At 56.0% G+C, this 17,927-nt stretch carries 17 protein-coding genes and 1 tRNA gene; 11 read left to right on the top strand and 7 right to left on the bottom strand.

The features are described from left to right. The first annotated feature begins 152 nt into the window (after positions 1 to 152). The 5 genes from DTJ15_RS06080 (at position 153) to DTJ15_RS06060 (ending at position 4,723) form a co-directional block, all read left to right on the top strand. A complete protein-coding gene (locus tag DTJ15_RS06080; RefSeq protein ID WP_154981149.1) occupies positions 153 to 1,127 on the top strand; it encodes a thiamine pyrophosphate-dependent dehydrogenase E1 component subunit alpha in 975 nt (324 codons plus the stop codon). A gap of 26 nt (positions 1,128 to 1,153) precedes the next feature. Further along, positions 1,154 to 2,158, top strand: coding sequence for an alpha-ketoacid dehydrogenase subunit beta (locus tag DTJ15_RS06075; RefSeq protein ID WP_043558134.1), 1,005 nt, complete (start codon positions 1,154 to 1,156; stop codon positions 2,156 to 2,158). A 39-nt stretch (positions 2,159 to 2,197) separates the two neighbouring features. Continuing rightward, complete coding sequence (locus DTJ15_RS06070) at positions 2,198 to 2,629, top strand: heme-binding protein (RefSeq protein ID WP_249109656.1); 432 nt, start codon at positions 2,198 to 2,200, stop codon at positions 2,627 to 2,629. A 210-nt stretch (positions 2,630 to 2,839) separates the two neighbouring features. Next, complete coding sequence (locus tag DTJ15_RS06065) at positions 2,840 to 3,718, top strand: glycosyltransferase (protein ID WP_249109655.1); 879 nt, start codon at positions 2,840 to 2,842, stop codon at positions 3,716 to 3,718. A gap of 51 nt (positions 3,719 to 3,769) precedes the next feature. After that, on the top strand, positions 3,770 to 4,723 hold the full coding sequence (locus tag DTJ15_RS06060) for a glycosyltransferase (protein ID WP_249080132.1): 954 nt from the start codon (positions 3,770 to 3,772) through the stop codon (positions 4,721 to 4,723). 85 nt (positions 4,724 to 4,808) lie between these two features. On the opposite strand, the gene DTJ15_RS06055 is transcribed toward DTJ15_RS06060, so the two are convergent. The 5 genes from DTJ15_RS06055 to DTJ15_RS06035 form a co-directional block, all read right to left on the bottom strand. Then, positions 4,809 to 5,771: a flagellin gene (locus tag DTJ15_RS06055; RefSeq protein WP_043558127.1), complete on the bottom strand. Its 963-nt coding sequence runs from the start codon at positions 5,769 to 5,771 to the stop codon at positions 4,809 to 4,811. A gap of 130 nt (positions 5,772 to 5,901) precedes the next feature. Next, entirely contained in the window at positions 5,902 to 6,465 is a 564-nt protein-coding gene (locus tag DTJ15_RS06050; RefSeq protein ID WP_043558125.1) for a hypothetical protein, read from the bottom strand. After that, complete coding sequence (fliM, locus tag DTJ15_RS06045; RefSeq protein WP_103765257.1) at positions 6,449 to 7,681, bottom strand: flagellar motor switch protein FliM; 1,233 nt, start codon at positions 7,679 to 7,681, stop codon at positions 6,449 to 6,451. The genes DTJ15_RS06050 and fliM overlap by 17 nt, the downstream gene beginning before the upstream one ends. A 16-nt stretch (positions 7,682 to 7,697) precedes the next feature. Further along, positions 7,698 to 8,222, bottom strand: coding sequence for a flagellar basal body-associated FliL family protein (locus DTJ15_RS06040; RefSeq protein ID WP_081562799.1), 525 nt, complete (start codon positions 8,220 to 8,222; stop codon positions 7,698 to 7,700). Between the two features lie 17 nt (positions 8,223 to 8,239). Beyond that, positions 8,240 to 9,091, bottom strand: a complete 852-nt coding sequence (locus DTJ15_RS06035) for a response regulator transcription factor (protein ID WP_166651581.1) — start codon at positions 9,089 to 9,091, stop codon at positions 8,240 to 8,242. A gap of 257 nt (positions 9,092 to 9,348) precedes the next feature. On the opposite strand from DTJ15_RS06035, the gene DTJ15_RS06030 reads away from it, so the two are divergent. From DTJ15_RS06030 to DTJ15_RS06020, 3 genes are all read left to right on the top strand, one after another. Continuing rightward, positions 9,349 to 9,936, top strand: coding sequence for an NAD(P)H-dependent oxidoreductase (locus DTJ15_RS06030; RefSeq protein WP_043558122.1), 588 nt, complete (start codon positions 9,349 to 9,351; stop codon positions 9,934 to 9,936). Between the two features lie 46 nt (positions 9,937 to 9,982). Beyond that, positions 9,983 to 10,939: an AraC family transcriptional regulator gene (locus DTJ15_RS06025; protein WP_086431307.1), complete on the top strand. Its 957-nt coding sequence runs from the start codon at positions 9,983 to 9,985 to the stop codon at positions 10,937 to 10,939. A 102-nt stretch (positions 10,940 to 11,041) separates the two neighbouring features. Then, positions 11,042 to 11,998 carry an NAD(P)-dependent alcohol dehydrogenase gene (locus DTJ15_RS06020; protein ID WP_249109654.1) on the top strand — a complete coding sequence of 319 codons (957 nt, stop codon included), beginning with the start codon at positions 11,042 to 11,044 and terminating at the stop codon, positions 11,996 to 11,998. A 43-nt stretch (positions 11,999 to 12,041) separates the two neighbouring features. On the opposite strand, the gene DTJ15_RS06015 is transcribed toward DTJ15_RS06020, so the two are convergent. Next, the gene (locus DTJ15_RS06015) at positions 12,042 to 14,531 is read right to left on the bottom strand and encodes an excinuclease ABC subunit UvrA (RefSeq protein ID WP_249109653.1); all 2,490 of its coding nucleotides are present in this window, start codon (positions 14,529 to 14,531) and stop codon (positions 12,042 to 12,044) included. A gap of 254 nt (positions 14,532 to 14,785) precedes the next feature. Here DTJ15_RS06015 and DTJ15_RS06010 point away from each other — a divergent pair, with 254 nt between their 5' ends. The 3 genes from DTJ15_RS06010 to DTJ15_RS06000 are packed head-to-tail and all read left to right on the top strand — an operon-like array spanning position 14,786 to position 17,716. Continuing rightward, positions 14,786 to 15,667 carry a site-specific DNA-methyltransferase gene (locus DTJ15_RS06010; RefSeq protein ID WP_249109652.1) on the top strand — a complete coding sequence of 294 codons (882 nt, stop codon included), beginning with the start codon at positions 14,786 to 14,788 and terminating at the stop codon, positions 15,665 to 15,667. A 37-nt stretch (positions 15,668 to 15,704) separates the two neighbouring features. Then, positions 15,705 to 16,745: a DGQHR domain-containing protein gene (locus DTJ15_RS06005; protein ID WP_249109651.1), complete on the top strand. Its 1,041-nt coding sequence runs from the start codon at positions 15,705 to 15,707 to the stop codon at positions 16,743 to 16,745. Next, on the top strand, positions 16,745 to 17,716 hold the full coding sequence (locus DTJ15_RS06000) for a hypothetical protein (protein WP_249109650.1): 972 nt from the start codon (positions 16,745 to 16,747) through the stop codon (positions 17,714 to 17,716). Before DTJ15_RS06005 ends, DTJ15_RS06000 begins: the two co-directional genes overlap by 1 nt. Before the next feature lie 93 nt (positions 17,717 to 17,809). Here DTJ15_RS06000 and DTJ15_RS05995 read toward each other — a convergent pair. Then, positions 17,810 to 17,895 (bottom strand) — tRNA-Tyr (locus DTJ15_RS05995). Positions 17,896 to 17,927: the final 32 nt, after the last annotated feature.

Genomic DNA, 17,927 nt, shown 5'->3' with positions numbered 1-17,927 from the left:
GCCTGTACGGAACGCCCCTCCATTTATGGAAAATAAGGCAAGCTTTGCGCAGGATCCTTCTACCGCTGCGCCATGATGAAACCCTAGAAAAAGACTGTAACGCCAGACCAGACGAAGCGTTGAACCGCATCAAGGTCACTATGGAGACAGTCATGCAACATACTGGAAAAACAGACATATCCCATGACATCCTTCTGTCCGCCTACCGGCGCATGAAGACGATCCGTACGTTCGAGAACCGTCTGCATGAGGACTTCAAGGCTGGCATCGTCCCGGGCTTCACCCATCTCTATGCGGGACAGGAAGCAGTAGCCGTCGGCATTTGCAGCCATCTGACCGATCAGGACCAGATCGCCAGCACCCATCGTGGCCACGGCCACTGCATCGCCAAAGGTGTCGATGTCATGGCCATGATGAAGGAAATTCACGGGCGGCAGGGCGGCATCTGCAAGGGCAAGGGCGGCTCCATGCACATTGCCGACCTGAGCAAGGGCATGCTGGGGGCCAATGGCATCCTTGGGGCCGGAGCTCCGCTGGCCTGTGGTGCCGCCCTCGCCGACAGGCTGGAGGGCAAGGGCCATGTTGCCGTCGTCTTCGGTGGTGATGGCGGCGTGAATGAAGGCGCCGTGCTGGAGAGCATGAATCTGGCCAGCGTCTGGAAGCTGCCCCTGATGTTCGTCGTGGAGAACAACGGTTATGCCCAGTCCACACCACAGCACAGGACAACCTCCGTCAGCAGCTATGAGGACCGGGCCAGAGGCTTCGGCATGCCTGCCGTCACGGTGGACGGGCTGGATTTCTTCGCCGTCTACCGTGCTGCCGGGGAGCTTATCGCCAGAATGCGGGCCGGAGGCGGACCTGTTCTTCTGGAATGCCGGACCGTCCGTTTTTACGGCCATTTTGAGGGAGACACCCAGCGTTACCGCCCTGCCGGAGACGTGAAGAACGCCTGGGAGGAACGGGACTGCCTGCGCCGCTTCGCCCAGACATCAGGCCTCAGCCCGGCGGAACTGGAAGCAGTGGACCGGGACGTGGAGCAGCTGGTCGATGCTTCCGTTCAGGAAGCCCTCAAGGCCCCGCACCCTGCCCTGAATGAACTCCATGACGGCGTGTACGTCTCCTGCTGAACCCATCATCTGAAGGAAAATCTGTCATGACCAGACATGTCTCGCTGAAATCAGCCATCAACGAAGCTCTGGATCAGGAAATGGCCAGAGACCCGAAACTGCTCATCTTCGGGCAGGACACCGCCGGTGGTGTCGATGCTGGGGGAGAAACGGATACATGGGGTGGCGTGCTTGGTGTCACCAGGGGGCTCTATACCCGCTATGGTGACCGGGTGATTGATGCGCCCCCCACCGAGATGGCCTATGTCGGGGCTGCCGTCGGGGCCGCCCTCTCCGGCTTCCCCGTCGTGGCGGAAGTCCCGTTCATCGACTTCATGGGCGTCTGCTTCGACCAGCTGCTGAACCAGGCTGCCAAGATGCGCTACATGTTCGGCGGCACGGCCGAAATCCCGCTTGTCGTCCGCACGATGGTCGGGGCAGGCATCAATGGTGCGGCGCAGCACTCCCAGATGCTGACGGCCATGTTCACCCACATTCCGGGCCTGAAGGTCGTCTGCCCCAGCACGCCGCATGATGCCAAGGGGCTGATGATCGAGGCCATCCGGGACCGGGGCCCCGTGATCTTCTGCGAGCCGAAATATCTCTATGAGACGACCGGCCCCGTTGCCGAGGCTCCTTACGCCATTCCCTTCGGGCAGGCCCATCTCGCCAGGGAAGGACATGACGTCTCCATCGTCACCTACGGGCCCATGGTCCCCCGGGCACTGGAGGCCGCCACCCGGCTGGCGGAAACGGGAATCGAAGCCGATGTCATCGACCTGCGGACTCTCTCCCCGCTGGACATTGCCACGGTCCTGAAGTCCGTACAGAAAACAGGTCGGCTTGTAGCAGCTGATGAGGCCCATCCCCGCTGCAACATGGCCACCGACATCGTGGCGCAGGTCACCGGGCAGTGCTTCACCAGCCTGAAAGCCGCCCCGCAGATGGTCAGTGCCCCTCACACGCCCGTGCCCTTCTCGCCCGTGCTGGAGAAAGCCTACATCCCCGGTGCGGAGCAGATCATGGCCGCCGTGACCCGGATCATGGCATGAACAGGCATGGGAACAGTCAAAAGCAAGGAGTCCTCAGAAATGACTACCAGACACCATGTCTCACAGGCCACCATCACCTGTGAGGCCGCCAACAGCCTCGTGCAGGCTGTCCTCAAAGAAGGAGCTGCACAGAAGATTCCCGTTTCTGTCGCCATCATGGATGCAGGCGGGCATCTCCAGGCCTTTGCCCGCCATGATGGAACAGCCTTCCTGACGGTCGAGATCGCCATCGACAAAGCATGGACGGCCTGCTCCTTCGGTCAGCCGACCCATGTCTGGAACCAGCTCGTGCAGAACCCCCACATGGCCCCCCTCGCCAGCAGACCCCACCTTGTGGCCGTAGGCGGTGGATGCCCCATTTTTGCCGGGGGGCAGCTGATCGGCGGCATTGGCGTCTCCGGCGGTACCTACGAGCAGGACCGGGCCCTGGCCGAAAAGGCCCTGAACAGTCTGGGATTCGAGGTCACCTGAAAACCACTTCCATCCCTGCCAGACAGGCCATCTCTCCAACCGGAGGGATGGCCTGTCTGCCTGTTGCACGGCCAGGACAGCCCAAACCATCACAACGGCCTCTTTTCTCCCTCATGCATATTGGTTAATAAATAACTTACAAACTTTCTTTAAGAAAATCAGAATGTTCATGGACGTACAATCACTTTCAGCGGATCGGACGGCCCTTTCATGAAGGCCCACCTCACTGTTGCGACGGGCCTGGATGAAAACAACCTCATTCCTGCTCTGGTCACCATACAGTCCACCATCAGCAATGCGCAGGACAAGTCCCGCCTGTCTTTTGCCCTCTTCCATACGGGACTCGATGACCATGTGAAACAGCTGGTAAAAGGGCTGCTCAACTCGTATGGCGTCGCTTTCTCCCTCATCAACATGCCCGGCATCCTTTCCGGCTTCACCTACAAAGACACCATCTGCACCCACCGTCTTTATCCCCTGCTCATTCCCCAATATTTCACATCACGAAATTTCGTACTCAGCATCGGGGCAGGTTCACTCATCCGGGGGGACATTCTGTCCCTTCTGTCCGATTTCCCTACCGGAGCAAAGATCGGGGCTGTCCGCTGCATGTATCATGCCCTCATGGACCAGCCCGACTCCGGGCCTGTCAGGTCGGAGGACCATTTCAGCCGCAACCTGCTTCTCTTCAACCGGCAGGCCATCTCCCCGGAGGAAGGGCAGGCCTGCATCCAGCTGCTGGACGAAGAATGGCCGGGACGGGACGAAACCATCCTTAACTACCTCTTCCGCCACGCACTGCACCTGTTCCCGCAGTCATGGAATCTCCAGATGCCGCTCTTCCAGCAGCCGGATGAGGCCTTCATCCCTTCCATACGGACAGCCATTACCTCCGCCCGCAACAACATGAACCTCGGCCAGTTCGCCAGCCATCTCGACCCTGATGACATGACAGCAGCCCTGGAGCAGACCAACATCCACGCCCGGGATTACAGAAAGATCGCAGCCTCCCTCATGCGTCAGATACAGGACAGGATGCCACCTCTCCTCTTCGACCCCATATGGACCGCCTTGCAGAACATCACATGATCCCTGCCACTGTCCGACCCATCCCCTGACGCACGCAAGTTGTCCCACATCATGCAGACCATTCCCATCGTCATGTCGCTGAATCAGGCGTATGTCGTCCCCGCCATCGCCACGATACGGTCCGTTCTCAACTCGATATCCGACAGGAACCGCATAGAATTCGTCATCTTCCACAAGGAGCTCTCACCAGCTGCCATCAGGATCATGACCACTCTGGTGAACGATTCGGGGGGACGGATCACCTTCATCAACGTGCAGGAGCATTTTGCAGGCCATAACCTGAAAAAAGAAGAAATGTACCATGCACTGCTCATACCGGGACTGATGGCAGGGCATGATTTTGTCTTTTTCCTTGATGCCGACATGATCGTGACGGGCGATCTGCTGTCTCTCATCCACGCCATGCCCGCAGACAAGAAAATAGGGGCTGTCCGCTGCTTCTTCCGCAACACCATCCTGCCTCCCAACGTACCCCGCCCCCTGCATGATCAGACACTCAGGACTGGCCTGAAGGACACAAGCCGGTATTTCAATGCCGGTCTCATGCTCTTCAACATGAAAGCCATAAGACCAGAGGATGGCAGACGCTGCCTCCAGCTCATCTCCCGCAGGTGGAAGGGCCATGCCGAAAGCATCCTCAATGTCGTTTTCCATGATTCCGTGCAGTTTTTTTCAGTCCGCTGGAATTACGCCATGACGCACATCGCCAAGGATGTTGTCCCCTTCCAGCCGGAGATACGGAAAGATGTCGAAGAGAGCAGACTGGACATCCAGGTCCAGCATTTCCTTTTCCTCTCCAAGCCGTGGCTACCCAGGGCCGAGCACGCCCTCTTCCTGAAGGAAGGAGACTGCCCGGAATTCAGATACCATGTGCAGAATTACAAAAACGCTCTGGCTGCCGTCATGAAGGATATTTCTCATGTGGCACCCCGCCTTCTGTGCGGGGCCTCATGGGAGATGACGGAACGCCATCTGGACCCCGAGGAGAAAGCCCTTCTGGCATAAAAAAACGCCACCGTAAAAATACGGTGGCGTCTGGCACATGGTCGCCCGAAGGCTCCGGCCCAACAACAGGGCCGGATACTTCCCCTTACTGGAACAGGGACAGAATGTTCTGGGACTGACCGTTGGCGATGGAGAGGGACTTGATGCCCAGGGACTGCTTGGTCTGCAGGGATGTCAGCTTGGCAGACTCGGCAGACATGTCAGCATCCGTCAGAGCGCCGGAAGCAGCTGTCAGGGAGTCGGAAGACTTCTGACCATAGGAGCTCATGGAGTCGATGGTCTGCTGGTTGGAACCGAGATCAGACGTGACGTTCGTCATGGCAACGATGGCCTTCTGAACACGCCCGATCATGTCGGCAACAGCCTTCTTCGGATCGCTGGAGCTGTCAGCCAGGGAAGCACCCGTGGCGCTGGCGTTCAGGAAGACGTTGGAGGTCGGGTCAGAACCGGCCACACCATTCGTTGTCAGGCCCAGAACGTCGGTCAGGGTCGCACCCTTGGCACCTGTCGTGGCGGAAACGAGGGCGCCATAGCCGGTCAGTGTCTGTGTATCACCCTGGAGACCCGTAACGAAGGTCAGGCTGCTGGCCGTGATGCCCAGACCATCGGCTGTACCACCTGTCGTACCACCGGCCAGCAGGTTGATCCCCTTGGTCGTGGCGTTACGGGCGATGGTGTCAATGCTCTTCATGTAACCTGTCAGCTCCTTGTCGAGCTGGCCGAGGGAAGAAGAGTTGCCCAGGTTGTTACCGACAGTGGTCACAGCGTTCTGGACGTTCTGAAGGATGTTGATGATGCTGTTGGCAGCAGAGTTTGTGGAGCTGACAATCTGGGAAGCGTAGCTCAGGCCATCATTGACAGCGCTCTGGCCGGCAATGTCACCACCGATCTGGGAGGAAATGCCAAAAGCAGCCGGATTGTCGGAAGCATTGGCGACCTTCTTGCCGGTGGAGACGGCATTTTCCGTCTTGGCCAGATCGCCCTGTGTGGTGTTCAGTGTTTCCAGAGCAACCATGGAAGACTGGTTGGTATTGATGGAAAGACTCATGGTCTTCTCTCCTTGCACATCTGTATAGAAACCAACGAACTCATCGTTGACAGATGGATAGAAACACAGAACCCTTACATGTTTCTTACAGAGGACATTTCAAAATGACAGGCATGGGAAAATGCCTGCCTTAACCATCGGCCTCATTCTGCCTCATATAAGGCCTTGGGCTACGCAGGCGGCCCGGAACCGGCATGACAATCTCATCGGAGAAATGCGGGGCAGAATCGCCCTCAGCCGGGGCAGGCCCGGCGGCGGCCCTGCTCTGTTCCAGCGCCTTCTTCTGCATTTCCAGCTGTTCTTCCAGCTGTTGCAGCATGGCCTGTGCCGACTCCACGGCCTGGTTCAACCCGGCCTCCTGCTTTTCCGACCGCTCCAGAACACCAGAAAGCGAATCGGCAGTCTCCTGCGTCATCTTCTGCTGGTCCATCAGGTCCTCTTCAGCATTGCGGGCACGCTCCAGCAGGACAGACAGGCGCCTGTCCCCCTGGGTGACCTCATGCCGGACCCGCTCGAACATATGGTTCATCTGTTCTGTCGAAGCATCAAGCGTGGCCACCATCTCATTCAGTGCCGTATAGGAATCCCGGATGACCCCAAGCCGCCGGACAATGAGACGGGAGCTGACAATCCCGGCTATCAGGACGACCATCAGAAGAATCTCGATGATGAGCTGGCTATTTTTCAGAAGCATGATGTCCCCTCTGCTCTGCTGACTGCTGATCCACCGAAGCAGAACCAAGAGACGCCAGCAGTTCCGGCGTCAGATCTTCCTCCAGCGGGATGAGGCGCTGGTCTATCCGAACAGCCTGCATCCGATGCAGCCGCCCCAGCGTGCCCTCAAAAATTGGCGTTCCGTCACATTCCATCCGCACACGATGCGGCGCTTCGCCCTTGCTGGGCAGATGGAGGACACTACCTTCCTTCAGCTCCAGAATCTGGGAAAGCGGGAAAGACGCCGTCTCAAACACGGTGGAAACGGTCACGCTCGTTTCCATGATTTCGGAAATGAGATGATTCTCCCATATGGAGTCATTGCCGAAATTGTCCCCCATGAACTGCTGGGAGAGTTTCTCTCTTACCGGTTCCAGCGTGGCATAGGGAATGACGATATCCATGTCCCCGCTCCTGTCGCCCATATCAATATGGAAACGGGCCGCAATGGCCGCATTGGAGGGCCGGGCAATCACCGCCAGGCTGGAGCTGATCTCCAGCCGCTCGAAAGAGAGATCCACCTTGCCCACTGGCGCAAAAGCCTCGGAGAGATCCGCCAGCGTAATGACAATCAACTTCTCTATGAGGGCTCTCTCCAGAGCAGTGTGGGGCCGATTCTCTATGATCTTGGGTCCACCACCGCGCTCTCCGCCCATCAGGATGTCCACAATGGAATAGGACAGCGACGAATCCACAACAACCAGACCATAATTGCGCCACTGCTCTGCCCGGAAGACGGAAAACAGGGAGGAAGACGGCACTTCTCCCATATAGTCCCCAAAACGCAGGGACCGCATGTTCTCCATGGTGATGTCGACATTGTCGTTGGTAAAACCACGCAGGGTCGAAGAAAGGAAACGCACCAGCCGGTCAAACACGTTCTCCAGCATGGGCATACGCTCATAGGCCACAAAACCGGCCTTGATGATGCGCTCCATCCCGCTCTCTTCCCGCATGGCAGAACCGGAAAATGCATTGCCGAGCATGGCATCAATGGCAGACTGGTCCAGCGCATGGCCATCCGCCTCACCATTATCCCCCCCATGCGCAGCGACCCCGGAGGAGGATGTTCCTTCCTCTTCCGGGGCTTCAGTCCGTGCAGCATTGTCTTCTGTATCCGGGCCGGGCTGTTCCGCTCCCTGCCCTTCTGTCAGGTCAGGCTGGTCAGCCTGTGCCTGCTCCTCTTCATCCGCCATTGGGTCCAAATCCACCTTACTGGGTTAGAAGTTCCGTAATGTAAATGTTCGTGACATTCAGCGGGGCAAACGCCACACGCAGGCGCCTCAGCAGGGCCTCACGCAGGCGATAGAAGCCACTGCCATGCAGGTCCTGCGGGCGGCTTTCGTGCAGATAGGTCTGGAAAATGTCCTGCACCTCGGGAATACGCCCCTGAAGAGCTGCCAGTGTCTCAGCTCCCTCCACCTCGACACTGGCTGTCATCTTTACATAGACCGTCCGCCCGGCCCCGTTATCCAGATTGGCCGTGGCAGAGGGAACCGACAGAAGGAGGCGATGTGAGCCCGCCTCCCCGCCTTCCGCTGCGGCAACCTTGGGGGCAGGCTTCCCGCCACCGCCGAATGGTGGAAGGTGGGCCTGCCAGGCACCCACGCCCCCACCTATCAGCAGCAGAGGCACGGCAGCCATGATGGCCATTTTCTTCCTGGACATGCCCTTCCTGCCATCAGCCGAAGCGGCTGTACCATCACCTCCGGCGTCTGGACTGGTCTCATCACTCATGACGCTGCGCTCCGTTATCAGTCCTGATGAACCGGCTGTCTGGCGGCTTTCTCCACAGTGCGACGGCTTTCCGCCTCGCCTGCCATGGCTGTCACACCCAGACCCGCCGATACGGGCATGCTGGCCTCACGGATGGCCTGCTGGACAGGGTTGCACTCATCCTCGGCACGGGCACCCAGCGGCAGGAAGGCTTCCTCATTCAGCCGATACCCCATGCCCCAGCTCGTGATGAAGGGCTTCTGGATACCTCTTGCCCGCAGCTTCTGACGGATGCGGCAGACCATGACATCGATGGTCTTGCTGATGGGCTTCTCCCGCCCGGCATACAGGGTGGACAGGATGGCGGCCTTGTTCAGCAGGCTACCCCGACGACGCACCATGAGGGACATGATGTCATATTCACCCTGTGTCAGCGGCAGGAGGTCATCATCCACCAGCACCTCACGGGTGTCTTCCTTCACCGTCAGACGGCCGACCGTGATGATCTGGCTGGTCACGCCATGATCCATGACACGCCGGACAATCGCCTTCAGCCGGGCCAGCAGTTCTACCGGCCCTACCGTGATGGGCACGCAGTCATCAGCACCAGCGGCAAGGGCCTCGGCCACGTTGTGGGCTGTCAGATTCCGGGCAATGACCAGAATCGGCAGGCTGAAGCGGTTGTTGCGAATCGTTCTGATCAGAAGCGGATCCGGGTTGGTCTGCTGGATGACGGCCACATCGGACTGATCATTGCGCAGGGCGCTCAGCACGCCTTCCCTGCCAGAAATGCGCAGAAAGATTCCTCCTTCAGAAACCGCTTCAGAAAGAGTGGAGCAAGGCCGTCCGTCCATATTCTTTGGACTATCACCAACGCAGATCAACCTCATGGAAGTTTTCCTTTTCTTCATCGTTTCGTACTCCTCATTATCAAGACATAATGCTAACGCGACATTAAAATATCCTTCCATCTTTTAAATGCAATCAAAATATTCCTTTAAATTCGTTAAAATGCTGCCACAAAGCCCATGAGATTATGGCAATTCCATGGCCTTTTACAAAGCGCTAAAGGCCATTTTCTCCCCTTGACACCAGCGGTTCCGATTAATGAACTGGACATCTTCACAACCCTCATGAAAGTCCCCCAATGACCCACATCCACCTCATCAACGGGGCGAAACCTTTTGCCCACTCTGCCGGAAAACTGAACCAGACCCTCCAGAATCTTGCCGCAACCTGCCTTCAGGAACACGGTTTGTCCGTCAGCCAGACCGTCATTGATGAAGGCTATGATGTCGAAAGCGAGATCCGGGCGATCCAGAAAGCGGACATCGTCATCTACCAGTTTCCGGGATGGTGGATGGGCACGCCGTGGCCTCTGAAAAAATATATGGATGAGGTTTTCACACAGGCACATGGCCTTTTTTACAGCAATGATGGCCGCAGCCGGCACGATCCCTCAAAGCGTTATGGCTCTGGCGGCCTGCTACAGGGCAAACGCTTCATGGTATCCACCACGTGGAATGCCCCACTTGAAGCCTTCGAAGACAGGGACCAGTTCTTCGGCGGCGGTGGCATTGATGCCGTGCTTTTCCCGTTCTATCGGGCCCATGCCTTTCTCGGCATGGACCGCCTGCCCACCTTTCTGGCAACGGATGTCATGAAGAACCCGGATGTCCCAGCCATGGAGGCTGCCTACCGGCGGCATATCGAGCAGGTCATCATCATGGCCTGACCGGCTCCACGGATCAGGAACAACCGGCACAGAGAAAGACTGCACCATGCCACAGGACCGACTCGCCGCCCTCCAGGCGGCTGTCAGCCGCCACTGCCCGGAAAAAGTCACCCATACGGCTTTCGACTTCCTGACCCTCTATCGCACCGGGACCGTGACCGATCCCGTTCTGGTCGTTTACGAACCCCGCATCTACATCGTCGTGCAGGGGCAGAAAATCCTTCACCTCCATGACCAGCCCCTGCCCTATGGAGAAGGCGAGTATCTGATCTCCACACTGGACCTGCCCGTTTCCGGGCAGATCACCAGGGCCTCGGCGGAAAGACCCTATCTGGCCCTGTGCATCAGCTTCTCCTCCACGGAGATGGAGCAGCTCCTCCGGGAGAGCCAGTCCGCCCTCAGCCGTCAGGCCCGGAAACTGGCCCTCCGAAAAGAGAACAGCTCTCCCATATCCGCCATGGGAGTGAGCCGGATCACCGACGACCTGCTGGATGCCCTGCTGCGCCTGGTCGGGCTGCTCGCCCGGAATAGCGACCAGAAATTTCTGGCGCAGCTCTACAAGAAGGAGCTCCTCTATCTCTTTCTTCATGGCCAACAAGGCCATGTCCTTCAGGAAACGGCTCACCTCCAGAGTGACCTCTCCCGCATCAACAGGGCCATCATCCATCTGCGCCACCATTTTCAGGAACGGTTCGAGATCGGCACGCTGGTGAAGATCGCCGGGATGGGCCAGTCCAGCTTCTACAAACGCTTCGGAGAGCTGACAGGCATGACGCCCGTCCAGTACCGCACGAAGCTGCGCCTGCAGGAAGCACGCCGCCTCATGGTGCATGAAGAGATGAGCGCTGCCAGCGCAGGCTTTCAGGTAGGATATGACAGTCCCTCCCAGTTCAGCCGTGAGTACAGGAAAACCTTCGGCCGCCCACCCCAGGCCGACCTCCAGCACATCCGCCGCATGGGCGTGGATGCCTATACGGCCCAGCATGAAGATGTGTGGTTCTAAAGCAGACCTGCCATCCCTCCTGAAATATTAAACAGAAGGTTAACGTTCCATAGGCTCGCAGCTGGCCCGTTCAATCGCCGCTCTTCAGGGAAGGATGATCCCATGCGCACCATTGGCTTTGCCTGCACCTCTGCCGAGGCCCCTCTCGCCCCCCTCCATTTTGACCGCCGCAATCCCCGCCCCAATGACGTGGTGATGGAGGTCGGCCCGGAGGTGACCCGCCACAAGGCCGGGGACATCGTTGCCGTCGGCTGCATGGTGGACAGCTGCATGACATGTGACCAGTGCCGCAAAGGTGAGGAACAGTATTGCCGGGAGGGCAGGAAATATCCCATCGGCATGAATGGGGTCTATGGTGGCATTGATGCCGTGGACGGAACTCCCAACATGGGCGGCTATTCCAAGCACCTCGTCGCCCGGCAGGAATTCGTCCTGAAAGTGCCAGCAGGGCTGGATGCCTCCAGGGCGGCACCGCTGCTCTGTGCTGGCATCACCACATGGTCCCCCCTGCGGACATGGCGTACCGGGCCCGGATCACGGGTTGCCGTCATCGGCCTTGGCGGGCTGGGCCAGATGGCCGTGAAGCTGGCTTCCGCACTCGGGGCGGAAGTCACCGTCCTTTCACGCAGCGGGAAGAAAAAACAGGAAGCCCTCGCCCTGGGGGCAGACAGCTTCCTCGCCTCTGGCGATGAAAAGGCCATGCAGGAAGCGGCCAGCCGTTTTGACCTCATCATCGACACCATACCGGTGGAGCATGACATCAACCCTTACCTGTCCCTGCTGGATGTGGACGGCACGATCTCCCTTGTCGGGCAGGTCGGCCCCATACCGGCACTCTCAACCCTGCCGCTGGTCTATGGCCGCCGCAACATCACCAGCTCGCTCGCCGGAGGCATCCGTGAAACGCAGGAGCTTCTGGACTTCTGTGCCCGCAAAAACATCCTGCCCGACACGAAGACCATCGCCATGCAGGACATCAACGAGGCCTTCCGCCAGCTGGAACAGGGCGACACGCACTACCGCTTCGTGATCGACATGACCACACTGAAGACCGACTGACCGACCACCCCCGCCGGGACCGAACCCCGGCGGGGCCACCCCGTCACGCTCCGGCCAGCACCTCCCGCAAATATGGCCCTGTCCGGCTTTCAGGGTTCCTGGCCACCTCCTCCGGCGGGCCGGAGGCAATGATCCTGCCGCCCTTCTCCCCACTACCGGGGCCAATATCGATCACCCAGTCACTCGCCGCCGCCACACGCATGTTATGTTCGGTCACAACCACGCTGTGCCCCTGCTCCACCAATGTCTGGAGCTGGCCCAGCAGCCTGTCCGTATCAGAGGGATGCAGGCCGGTCGTGGGTTCATCCAGAACATACAGCATGGGGGCGGGCCGCCGCTTCTGCAGTTCCGTTGCCAGCTTGAGCCGCTGCGCCTCACCGCCGGACAGTTCCGGTGCAGGCTGGCCAAGACGGAGATAGCCAAGGCCGGACTGCTCCAGCGTTTCCAGCCCGCGGGCCAGTGCCCCTTCTCCAGCAAAGAAGGTGCAGGCCTCCTCCACGGTCATGGCCAGCACGTCGGCAATGTTCTTCTCCCGCAGCGTGATGGCCAGCACCTCATCCCTGTAGCGTGCCCCGTGACAGACCGGACAGGGAGCCTCCACACCGGGCATGAAGAGCAGACCGACCGAGACCGTCCCCAACCCCTCGCAATGCGGGCACCGCCCCTTGGCCACATTGAAGCTGAAACAGCTTTCATCCAGCTTCGCCCTGCGGGCGGCTTCCGTTGCGGCGAAGAGCCTGCGTATCTGGTCAAAAATGCCCGTATAGGTCGCCAGATTGGAGCGTGACGTCCGCCCGATGGGCTTCTGCGTGATGATGGCCAGACGCCGGACATGCTCCAGCCCTGCCACGATACGCCCTTCTGGCTGGGCCTCCACGGCCTCGTCCGCCAGTGGCGTGGTGTCGTCACCATCCTGCGGTTCGTCCGCTTCCTCGACCTTCTGGCCCAGCGCACGCCCCAGAAGACTCACCAGAGCCTGACTGACCAGACTGGACTTGCCAGAACCGGAAACACCCGTCACGCTCACCAGAACACCCAGTGGCAGCTTCAGGGACAGGTCCTTCATGTTCCGCCATGTGATGCCCTCAAGCTGGAGCCACCGCTCCACCTGTCGGCCGGGACCACGCTCCAGAGGCGGCGGGGCAAAGAGATAAGGCCTTGTGCGGGAGGCCTCCACCTGCCGCAGGCCATCCGGCGGGCCACTGTAAAGAACCTGCCCGCCATGGCTGCCCGCACCGGGGCCGATATCCACCAGCCAGTCCGCCCGCCGCATGACGACAGGATCATGCTCCACGACCAGCAGGGAGTTTCCGGCCCGAGGCAAACGGGCCAGCACGTTCAGCAGGGCCTCGATATCCGCCGGATGCAGTCCGGCGGCGGGTTCATCCAGCACGTAGGCCACGCCAAACAGGGCGGAATGGACCTGCGTCCCCAGCCGCAGACGCTGATATTCGCCGGGGGAAAGACTGTCCACGGTCCGGTCCGTCTGAAGATAGCCCAACCCCAGCTCCAGCAGTATCTCCAGCCGCCGGAGCAGGGCCGTGCCGATTTCCTCAATCACACGCCCCTGTGCATCATCCCGCCGCTCTCCTGCCAGCTGGTCTTTCAGCACGGCATGAAGCCGTTCCAGCGGCAGGTGGAACAGGGCCGCAATATCCTGCCCCGCAAACGTCACGGCCAAGGCTTCAGGCTTCAGACGGGCACCGTGACAGACCGGGCAGCGTGTCGCCTGCATGAAGGTCGCCGCACGGGCACGCATCTTCGCACTCTTGGAGCCGTGAAAACTCTGCATCACATGGCGGCGTGCGCTGGCAAAGGTGCCCTGATAGGTCGCCGGTTCCCCCCGCTTCATGGCCGCCTGACTCTCGGCGTAATTCAGGCCCCGGTAGATCGGTTCTGTCGGGGTTTCATCCGTGTACAGAATCCAGTCCCGTGTTTCCCTGGGCAGGTCCTGCCACGGCGTGTCCAGATCGACCCCACGCATCATGAGGATGTCCCGCAGGTTCTGCCCCTGCCACGCACCGGGCCATGCGGCCACGGCCTTTTCCCGCAGGGTCAGCGTCGGGTCGGGCACCATCTTTTCTTCCACGACATCATAGAGCCATCCCGTGCCCTGACAGCGTGAACAGGCCCCCTGCGGCGTATTGGCGGAGAAATCGTCACTCTCCAGCATGGGCGCACCAGCCGGATACGTCCCTGCCCGGGAATAGAGCATACGCAGCAGATTGGAGAGGGTCGTCACGCTGCCCACGGATGACCGGCTGCTCGTGCCCGCCTGCTGCTGAAGGGCGATGACGGGCGGCAGCCCTTCGATGCTGCGGATTTTCGGTGGAGGCAGCTGATGGAACAGCCGCCGTGCATAGGGAGCGACCGTCTCCAGATACCGCCGCTGCGCCTCGGCATAGAGCGTCCCGAACGCCAGGGACGACTTGCCCGACCCGGACACTCCGGTAAAAACCACCAGACAGCCCCGTGGAACCTCCAGCGAGACATCCTTCAGGTTATGCTCCTGTGCGCCTTCTAGGCGGATCATATCTGTTGCTCTGGCTTACGGCTTTTTAAAAGACTGACATGATGATCTGATTCTGCCATAATTTACCCCCTTAATTATGTCTGCTCTCCGAAATTATCAGCACGTCAAACTACCAACCCATCGTAAGGATGATACCCAGTTCAGCAAAAAATAATCACATCCCAAACGACACATCTGGATCCACAACAAGAAATAAGGATAAAAACGCATGATATTGTGGATCTAACATTAATGACAGGCTATAAAGACACCTTATGATCACTCAACCCGAATTCACCCTTTTTAATGAAGACTCCACAAAACGCCTCAAAAAATTTGAGGATAATTCCATAGACCTTACCCTAACGTCACCCCCCTATTGTATAGGGAAAGCGTACGATATTTATACATCAATTGATGGTTTTCGAGAAGTAAACCAGTCCATCATGGAAGAAGTATATAAAAAAACAAAAAATGGAGGCTCAATATGCTGGCAAGTAGGACACCACATTAAAAATGGAGAAATAATACCACTTGACTTTATTGTCTACGATATGTTTAGTCGTATGGACCATAATATAAAACTAAGAAACAGAATTGTATGGACTTTTGGACATGGTGCAAATTGCAAAAAAAGATTTAGTGGTCGCCATGAAACCATTTTGTGGTTCACAAAAGGTGATAATTATTTCTTTGATCTTGATTCTGTTAGAATAAAACAAAAATATCCTGGAAAAAAATACTACAAAGGAAAGAAAAAAGGGGAGTATAGCTGCAACCCCCTTGGAAAAAACCCTGGAGACGTATGGGAAATACCTAATGTTAAAGCAAATCATATTGAGAAAACCCTGCACCCATGCCAATTTCCGATCGCTCTAGCTCAGCGCATTATTAGAGCGTTATGTCCCCCACGGGGAATAGTTTTAGATCCGTTTATGGGAGTAGGCAGCACAGGTGCTGCCTCCATGATCGAGAAACGCAACTTTAGAGGAATAGAGATCGATAAGAAATATCATGATGTTGCAAAGAAACGAATTGAACGGGCCCAGCAAGGAGTACTCCAATACCGGGATATGAGTACCCCAATTTTTGATCCTAAAAAAGCTGGAGCTGTTGGGAGGGACCCTTTGGTTGACCTCAATCCAAAAGCATCCTAGCGTCCGACAGAGTTTGATAGATAATACGAGTGCCGTGATGACAGAAAAGATTCGTATACCAGCCATAAAATTAACACAGAGAAATAAAAATCTCTACGTATTCTGCATGCGAGCAAAAACGCTGTGGAATATTTCTCAAATAAACCAGAGAATGGACAATAAAGAAGAAGGATATCAAAGATCTCTGTCAGAGCCGAGAGCAGCTGATATTAAAAAATACATAAACGGCGGCCATGAGATTGCACCTGCAATTGTGATTACGTTCAACGACGGAATGGCCGAATACGACGATAATACCAAAGAATTAATAATAGAGAATGCCCCGAGGGCAGCATGGATTATTGACGGTCAACACAGACTGAGAGGCTCGCAATTAGCTGATACCGGTGAAAATAGCCCTCCAATAGAAATGGCAGTTGTTGCTTTTATTGGGCTCAGCACTGATGAGCAAATAAGGCAGTTTGTGACGATTAACAAAGAAGCTAAAGGCGTTCCGACATCTCTATATTATGATTTAATTAAATCACTCCCTAAAAAATCTGCGGCAGATGTAGCTAAAGAAAAAGCTTCAGAAATAGCCAAGTCTCTTAATGGTAACCAAGATTCTCTGTTCTTTGAGTCAATAATCTCCATACGATCTCCTGCAAAGAGAGAAATATCTCTAACCAACTTTGTAAGAAAGATATATCCATTACTATCAGAAAACAAAGGGGTCTTCGCAACATACACGCAGAAAGAAATGGAAGCCATCATAGATAATTACTATAAGGCCATGAAGATAGTTTTCCCAAATGAGTTTTCAGGGCCAAAATATCGCTTTTTCCAGACACTTGGTTTCGGAGCTTTAATAAATGTATTGCCATATATATTCTCATTGACCTTAAATAAAAAAGGTGGATTCAGAGTGAGTGACATTGAAGAAATTTTAGGAGAAATTAGTCACTTTAAATTTGGAAACTGGGATGAAAAAGGAACAGGAACACAGGCTGAAAGAGATGCAGGAACAGAATTAAAATTCGCAATTAAAAATGCGTGGACCGACCGACATACAGCCGATACCTCTGTTAGGCTTTTCTAATGATTTTAGAAGACGTTAATATCGACGGATGCGAGTGCGAGACCACACCAATTTTAGAAGGCTTTAATAGAGGCAGATGCGATACCACAACAGAGGATCTTGATAATATCCTCTCTCTCCAAAGAAACTGGAGGCATCTAAGGAGCGAGTGGCGTCTGGCTTTTCAAGACTATGATGATATTGGTCAATGTCCACCTACATCATTTGATACAATCGCAAAATCCGAAATAACTGGTACGCCATCAACACAACCTCTCAAGGCCCGAGAAATAGAATATCCTGGATTAAAAAATATTGCTCTTCGTGAAGCCATTTTTCTAACCCATAAAGCGGGTGCTCTCCTCCGCAGCCTACACAGAGATATAATAGACAATGATATTTCCTACCCCGAAGTTACGGGCTATATGGCCTCCTTTTTCTTGGTCGACGCTCTCTTAATCCTATTGGGAGTAAGACTTTTTAAGCAAAAATATCTTTTTGATTTTTCAAAGACCCTAAACCATCCATCGAGAGCCAAACTGTACGAATGGAGCAAACGAGTTGGCCACAAACAAAAATGGTCCCTTCTAAAAAAAATATTATCTGTTACTGAAGAATCTCCTCTTGATACAGGAATGTTAAGTTTTTTTAATGACCTACCAGCGAGTGAATTTGCCAATAGTAGGAACAAAATACAATATCGTCCCTGCGTCTGGCCACATGAAGATCTTCACCATCGAAGAACGGGAAGCGAAACACTGGCGGCATTCGACACAAACATATACTTCAACAACTTCGACAGCAGCTCCCCACTTTTTGGTATCTACCTTTTCTTTATCATGATCCGAGCAACTACTTCGCTGCTTCATGACATCAGCTACGAGGCAGATACTCACAATCATGGAGCCATACAAAAGGAATTAGATCTAATTAAACGTAACGCCCGCCGCTGCCAAAAGAAAACTCAAATCCTCTCGTGGCTCTCCTTTTAGAAACCCACTTCCTCTGAGGCACCCAAGCCCCCACCTAGGAGGCGCCCCATACGCTAACAAGGGTCTGAGGAACATCGATTCTTAGAAATATCTTGGTGGAGGGGGTTGGATTCGAACCAACGTAGGCGTACGCCAGCGGATTTACAGTCCGCCCCCTTTAGCCACTCGGGCACCCCTCCGAACTCAGGATGTGCGTGTGATAATATGCATT

Source organism: Parasaccharibacter sp. TMW 2.1891, assembly GCF_023337675.1.
Taxonomy (GTDB): Bacteria; Pseudomonadota; Alphaproteobacteria; order Acetobacterales; family Acetobacteraceae; genus Bombella; species Bombella apis.
Note: the sequence above shows the minus strand (reverse complement) of the source record. Positions and strands in the feature narration are given on the sequence as shown.

Bases quoted from the DNA above. Each gene is read 5' to 3' on its own strand.
- DTJ15_RS06080 (WP_154981149.1), top strand. From the start codon at position 153: ATGCAACATACTGGAAAAACAGACATATCCCATGACATCCTTCTGTCC.
- DTJ15_RS06075 (WP_043558134.1), top strand. From the start codon at position 1,154: ATGACCAGACATGTCTCGCTGAAATCAGCCATCAACGAAGCTCTGGAT.
- DTJ15_RS06070 (WP_249109656.1), top strand. From the start codon at position 2,198: ATGACTACCAGACACCATGTCTCACAGGCCACCATCACCTGTGAGGCC.
- DTJ15_RS06065 (WP_249109655.1), top strand. From the start codon at position 2,840: ATGAAGGCCCACCTCACTGTTGCGACGGGCCTGGATGAAAACAACCTC.
- DTJ15_RS06060 (WP_249080132.1), top strand. From the start codon at position 3,770: ATGCAGACCATTCCCATCGTCATGTCGCTGAATCAGGCGTATGTCGTC.
- DTJ15_RS06055 (WP_043558127.1), bottom strand. From the start codon at position 5,771: ATGAGTCTTTCCATCAATACCAACCAGTCTTCCATGGTTGCTCTGGAA.
- DTJ15_RS06050 (WP_043558125.1), bottom strand. From the start codon at position 6,465: ATGCTTCTGAAAAATAGCCAGCTCATCATCGAGATTCTTCTGATGGTC.
- fliM (WP_103765257.1), bottom strand. From the start codon at position 7,681: ATGGCGGATGAAGAGGAGCAGGCACAGGCTGACCAGCCTGACCTGACA.
- DTJ15_RS06040 (WP_081562799.1), bottom strand. From the start codon at position 8,222: ATGAGTGATGAGACCAGTCCAGACGCCGGAGGTGATGGTACAGCCGCT.
- DTJ15_RS06035 (WP_166651581.1), bottom strand. From the start codon at position 9,091: ATGAGGTTGATCTGCGTTGGTGATAGTCCAAAGAATATGGACGGACGG.
- DTJ15_RS06030 (WP_043558122.1), top strand. From the start codon at position 9,349: ATGACCCACATCCACCTCATCAACGGGGCGAAACCTTTTGCCCACTCT.
- DTJ15_RS06025 (WP_086431307.1), top strand. From the start codon at position 9,983: ATGCCACAGGACCGACTCGCCGCCCTCCAGGCGGCTGTCAGCCGCCAC.
- DTJ15_RS06020 (WP_249109654.1), top strand. From the start codon at position 11,042: ATGCGCACCATTGGCTTTGCCTGCACCTCTGCCGAGGCCCCTCTCGCC.
- DTJ15_RS06015 (WP_249109653.1), bottom strand. From the start codon at position 14,531: ATGATCCGCCTAGAAGGCGCACAGGAGCATAACCTGAAGGATGTCTCG.
- DTJ15_RS06010 (WP_249109652.1), top strand. From the start codon at position 14,786: ATGATCACTCAACCCGAATTCACCCTTTTTAATGAAGACTCCACAAAA.
- DTJ15_RS06005 (WP_249109651.1), top strand. From the start codon at position 15,705: ATGACAGAAAAGATTCGTATACCAGCCATAAAATTAACACAGAGAAAT.
- DTJ15_RS06000 (WP_249109650.1), top strand. From the start codon at position 16,745: ATGATTTTAGAAGACGTTAATATCGACGGATGCGAGTGCGAGACCACA.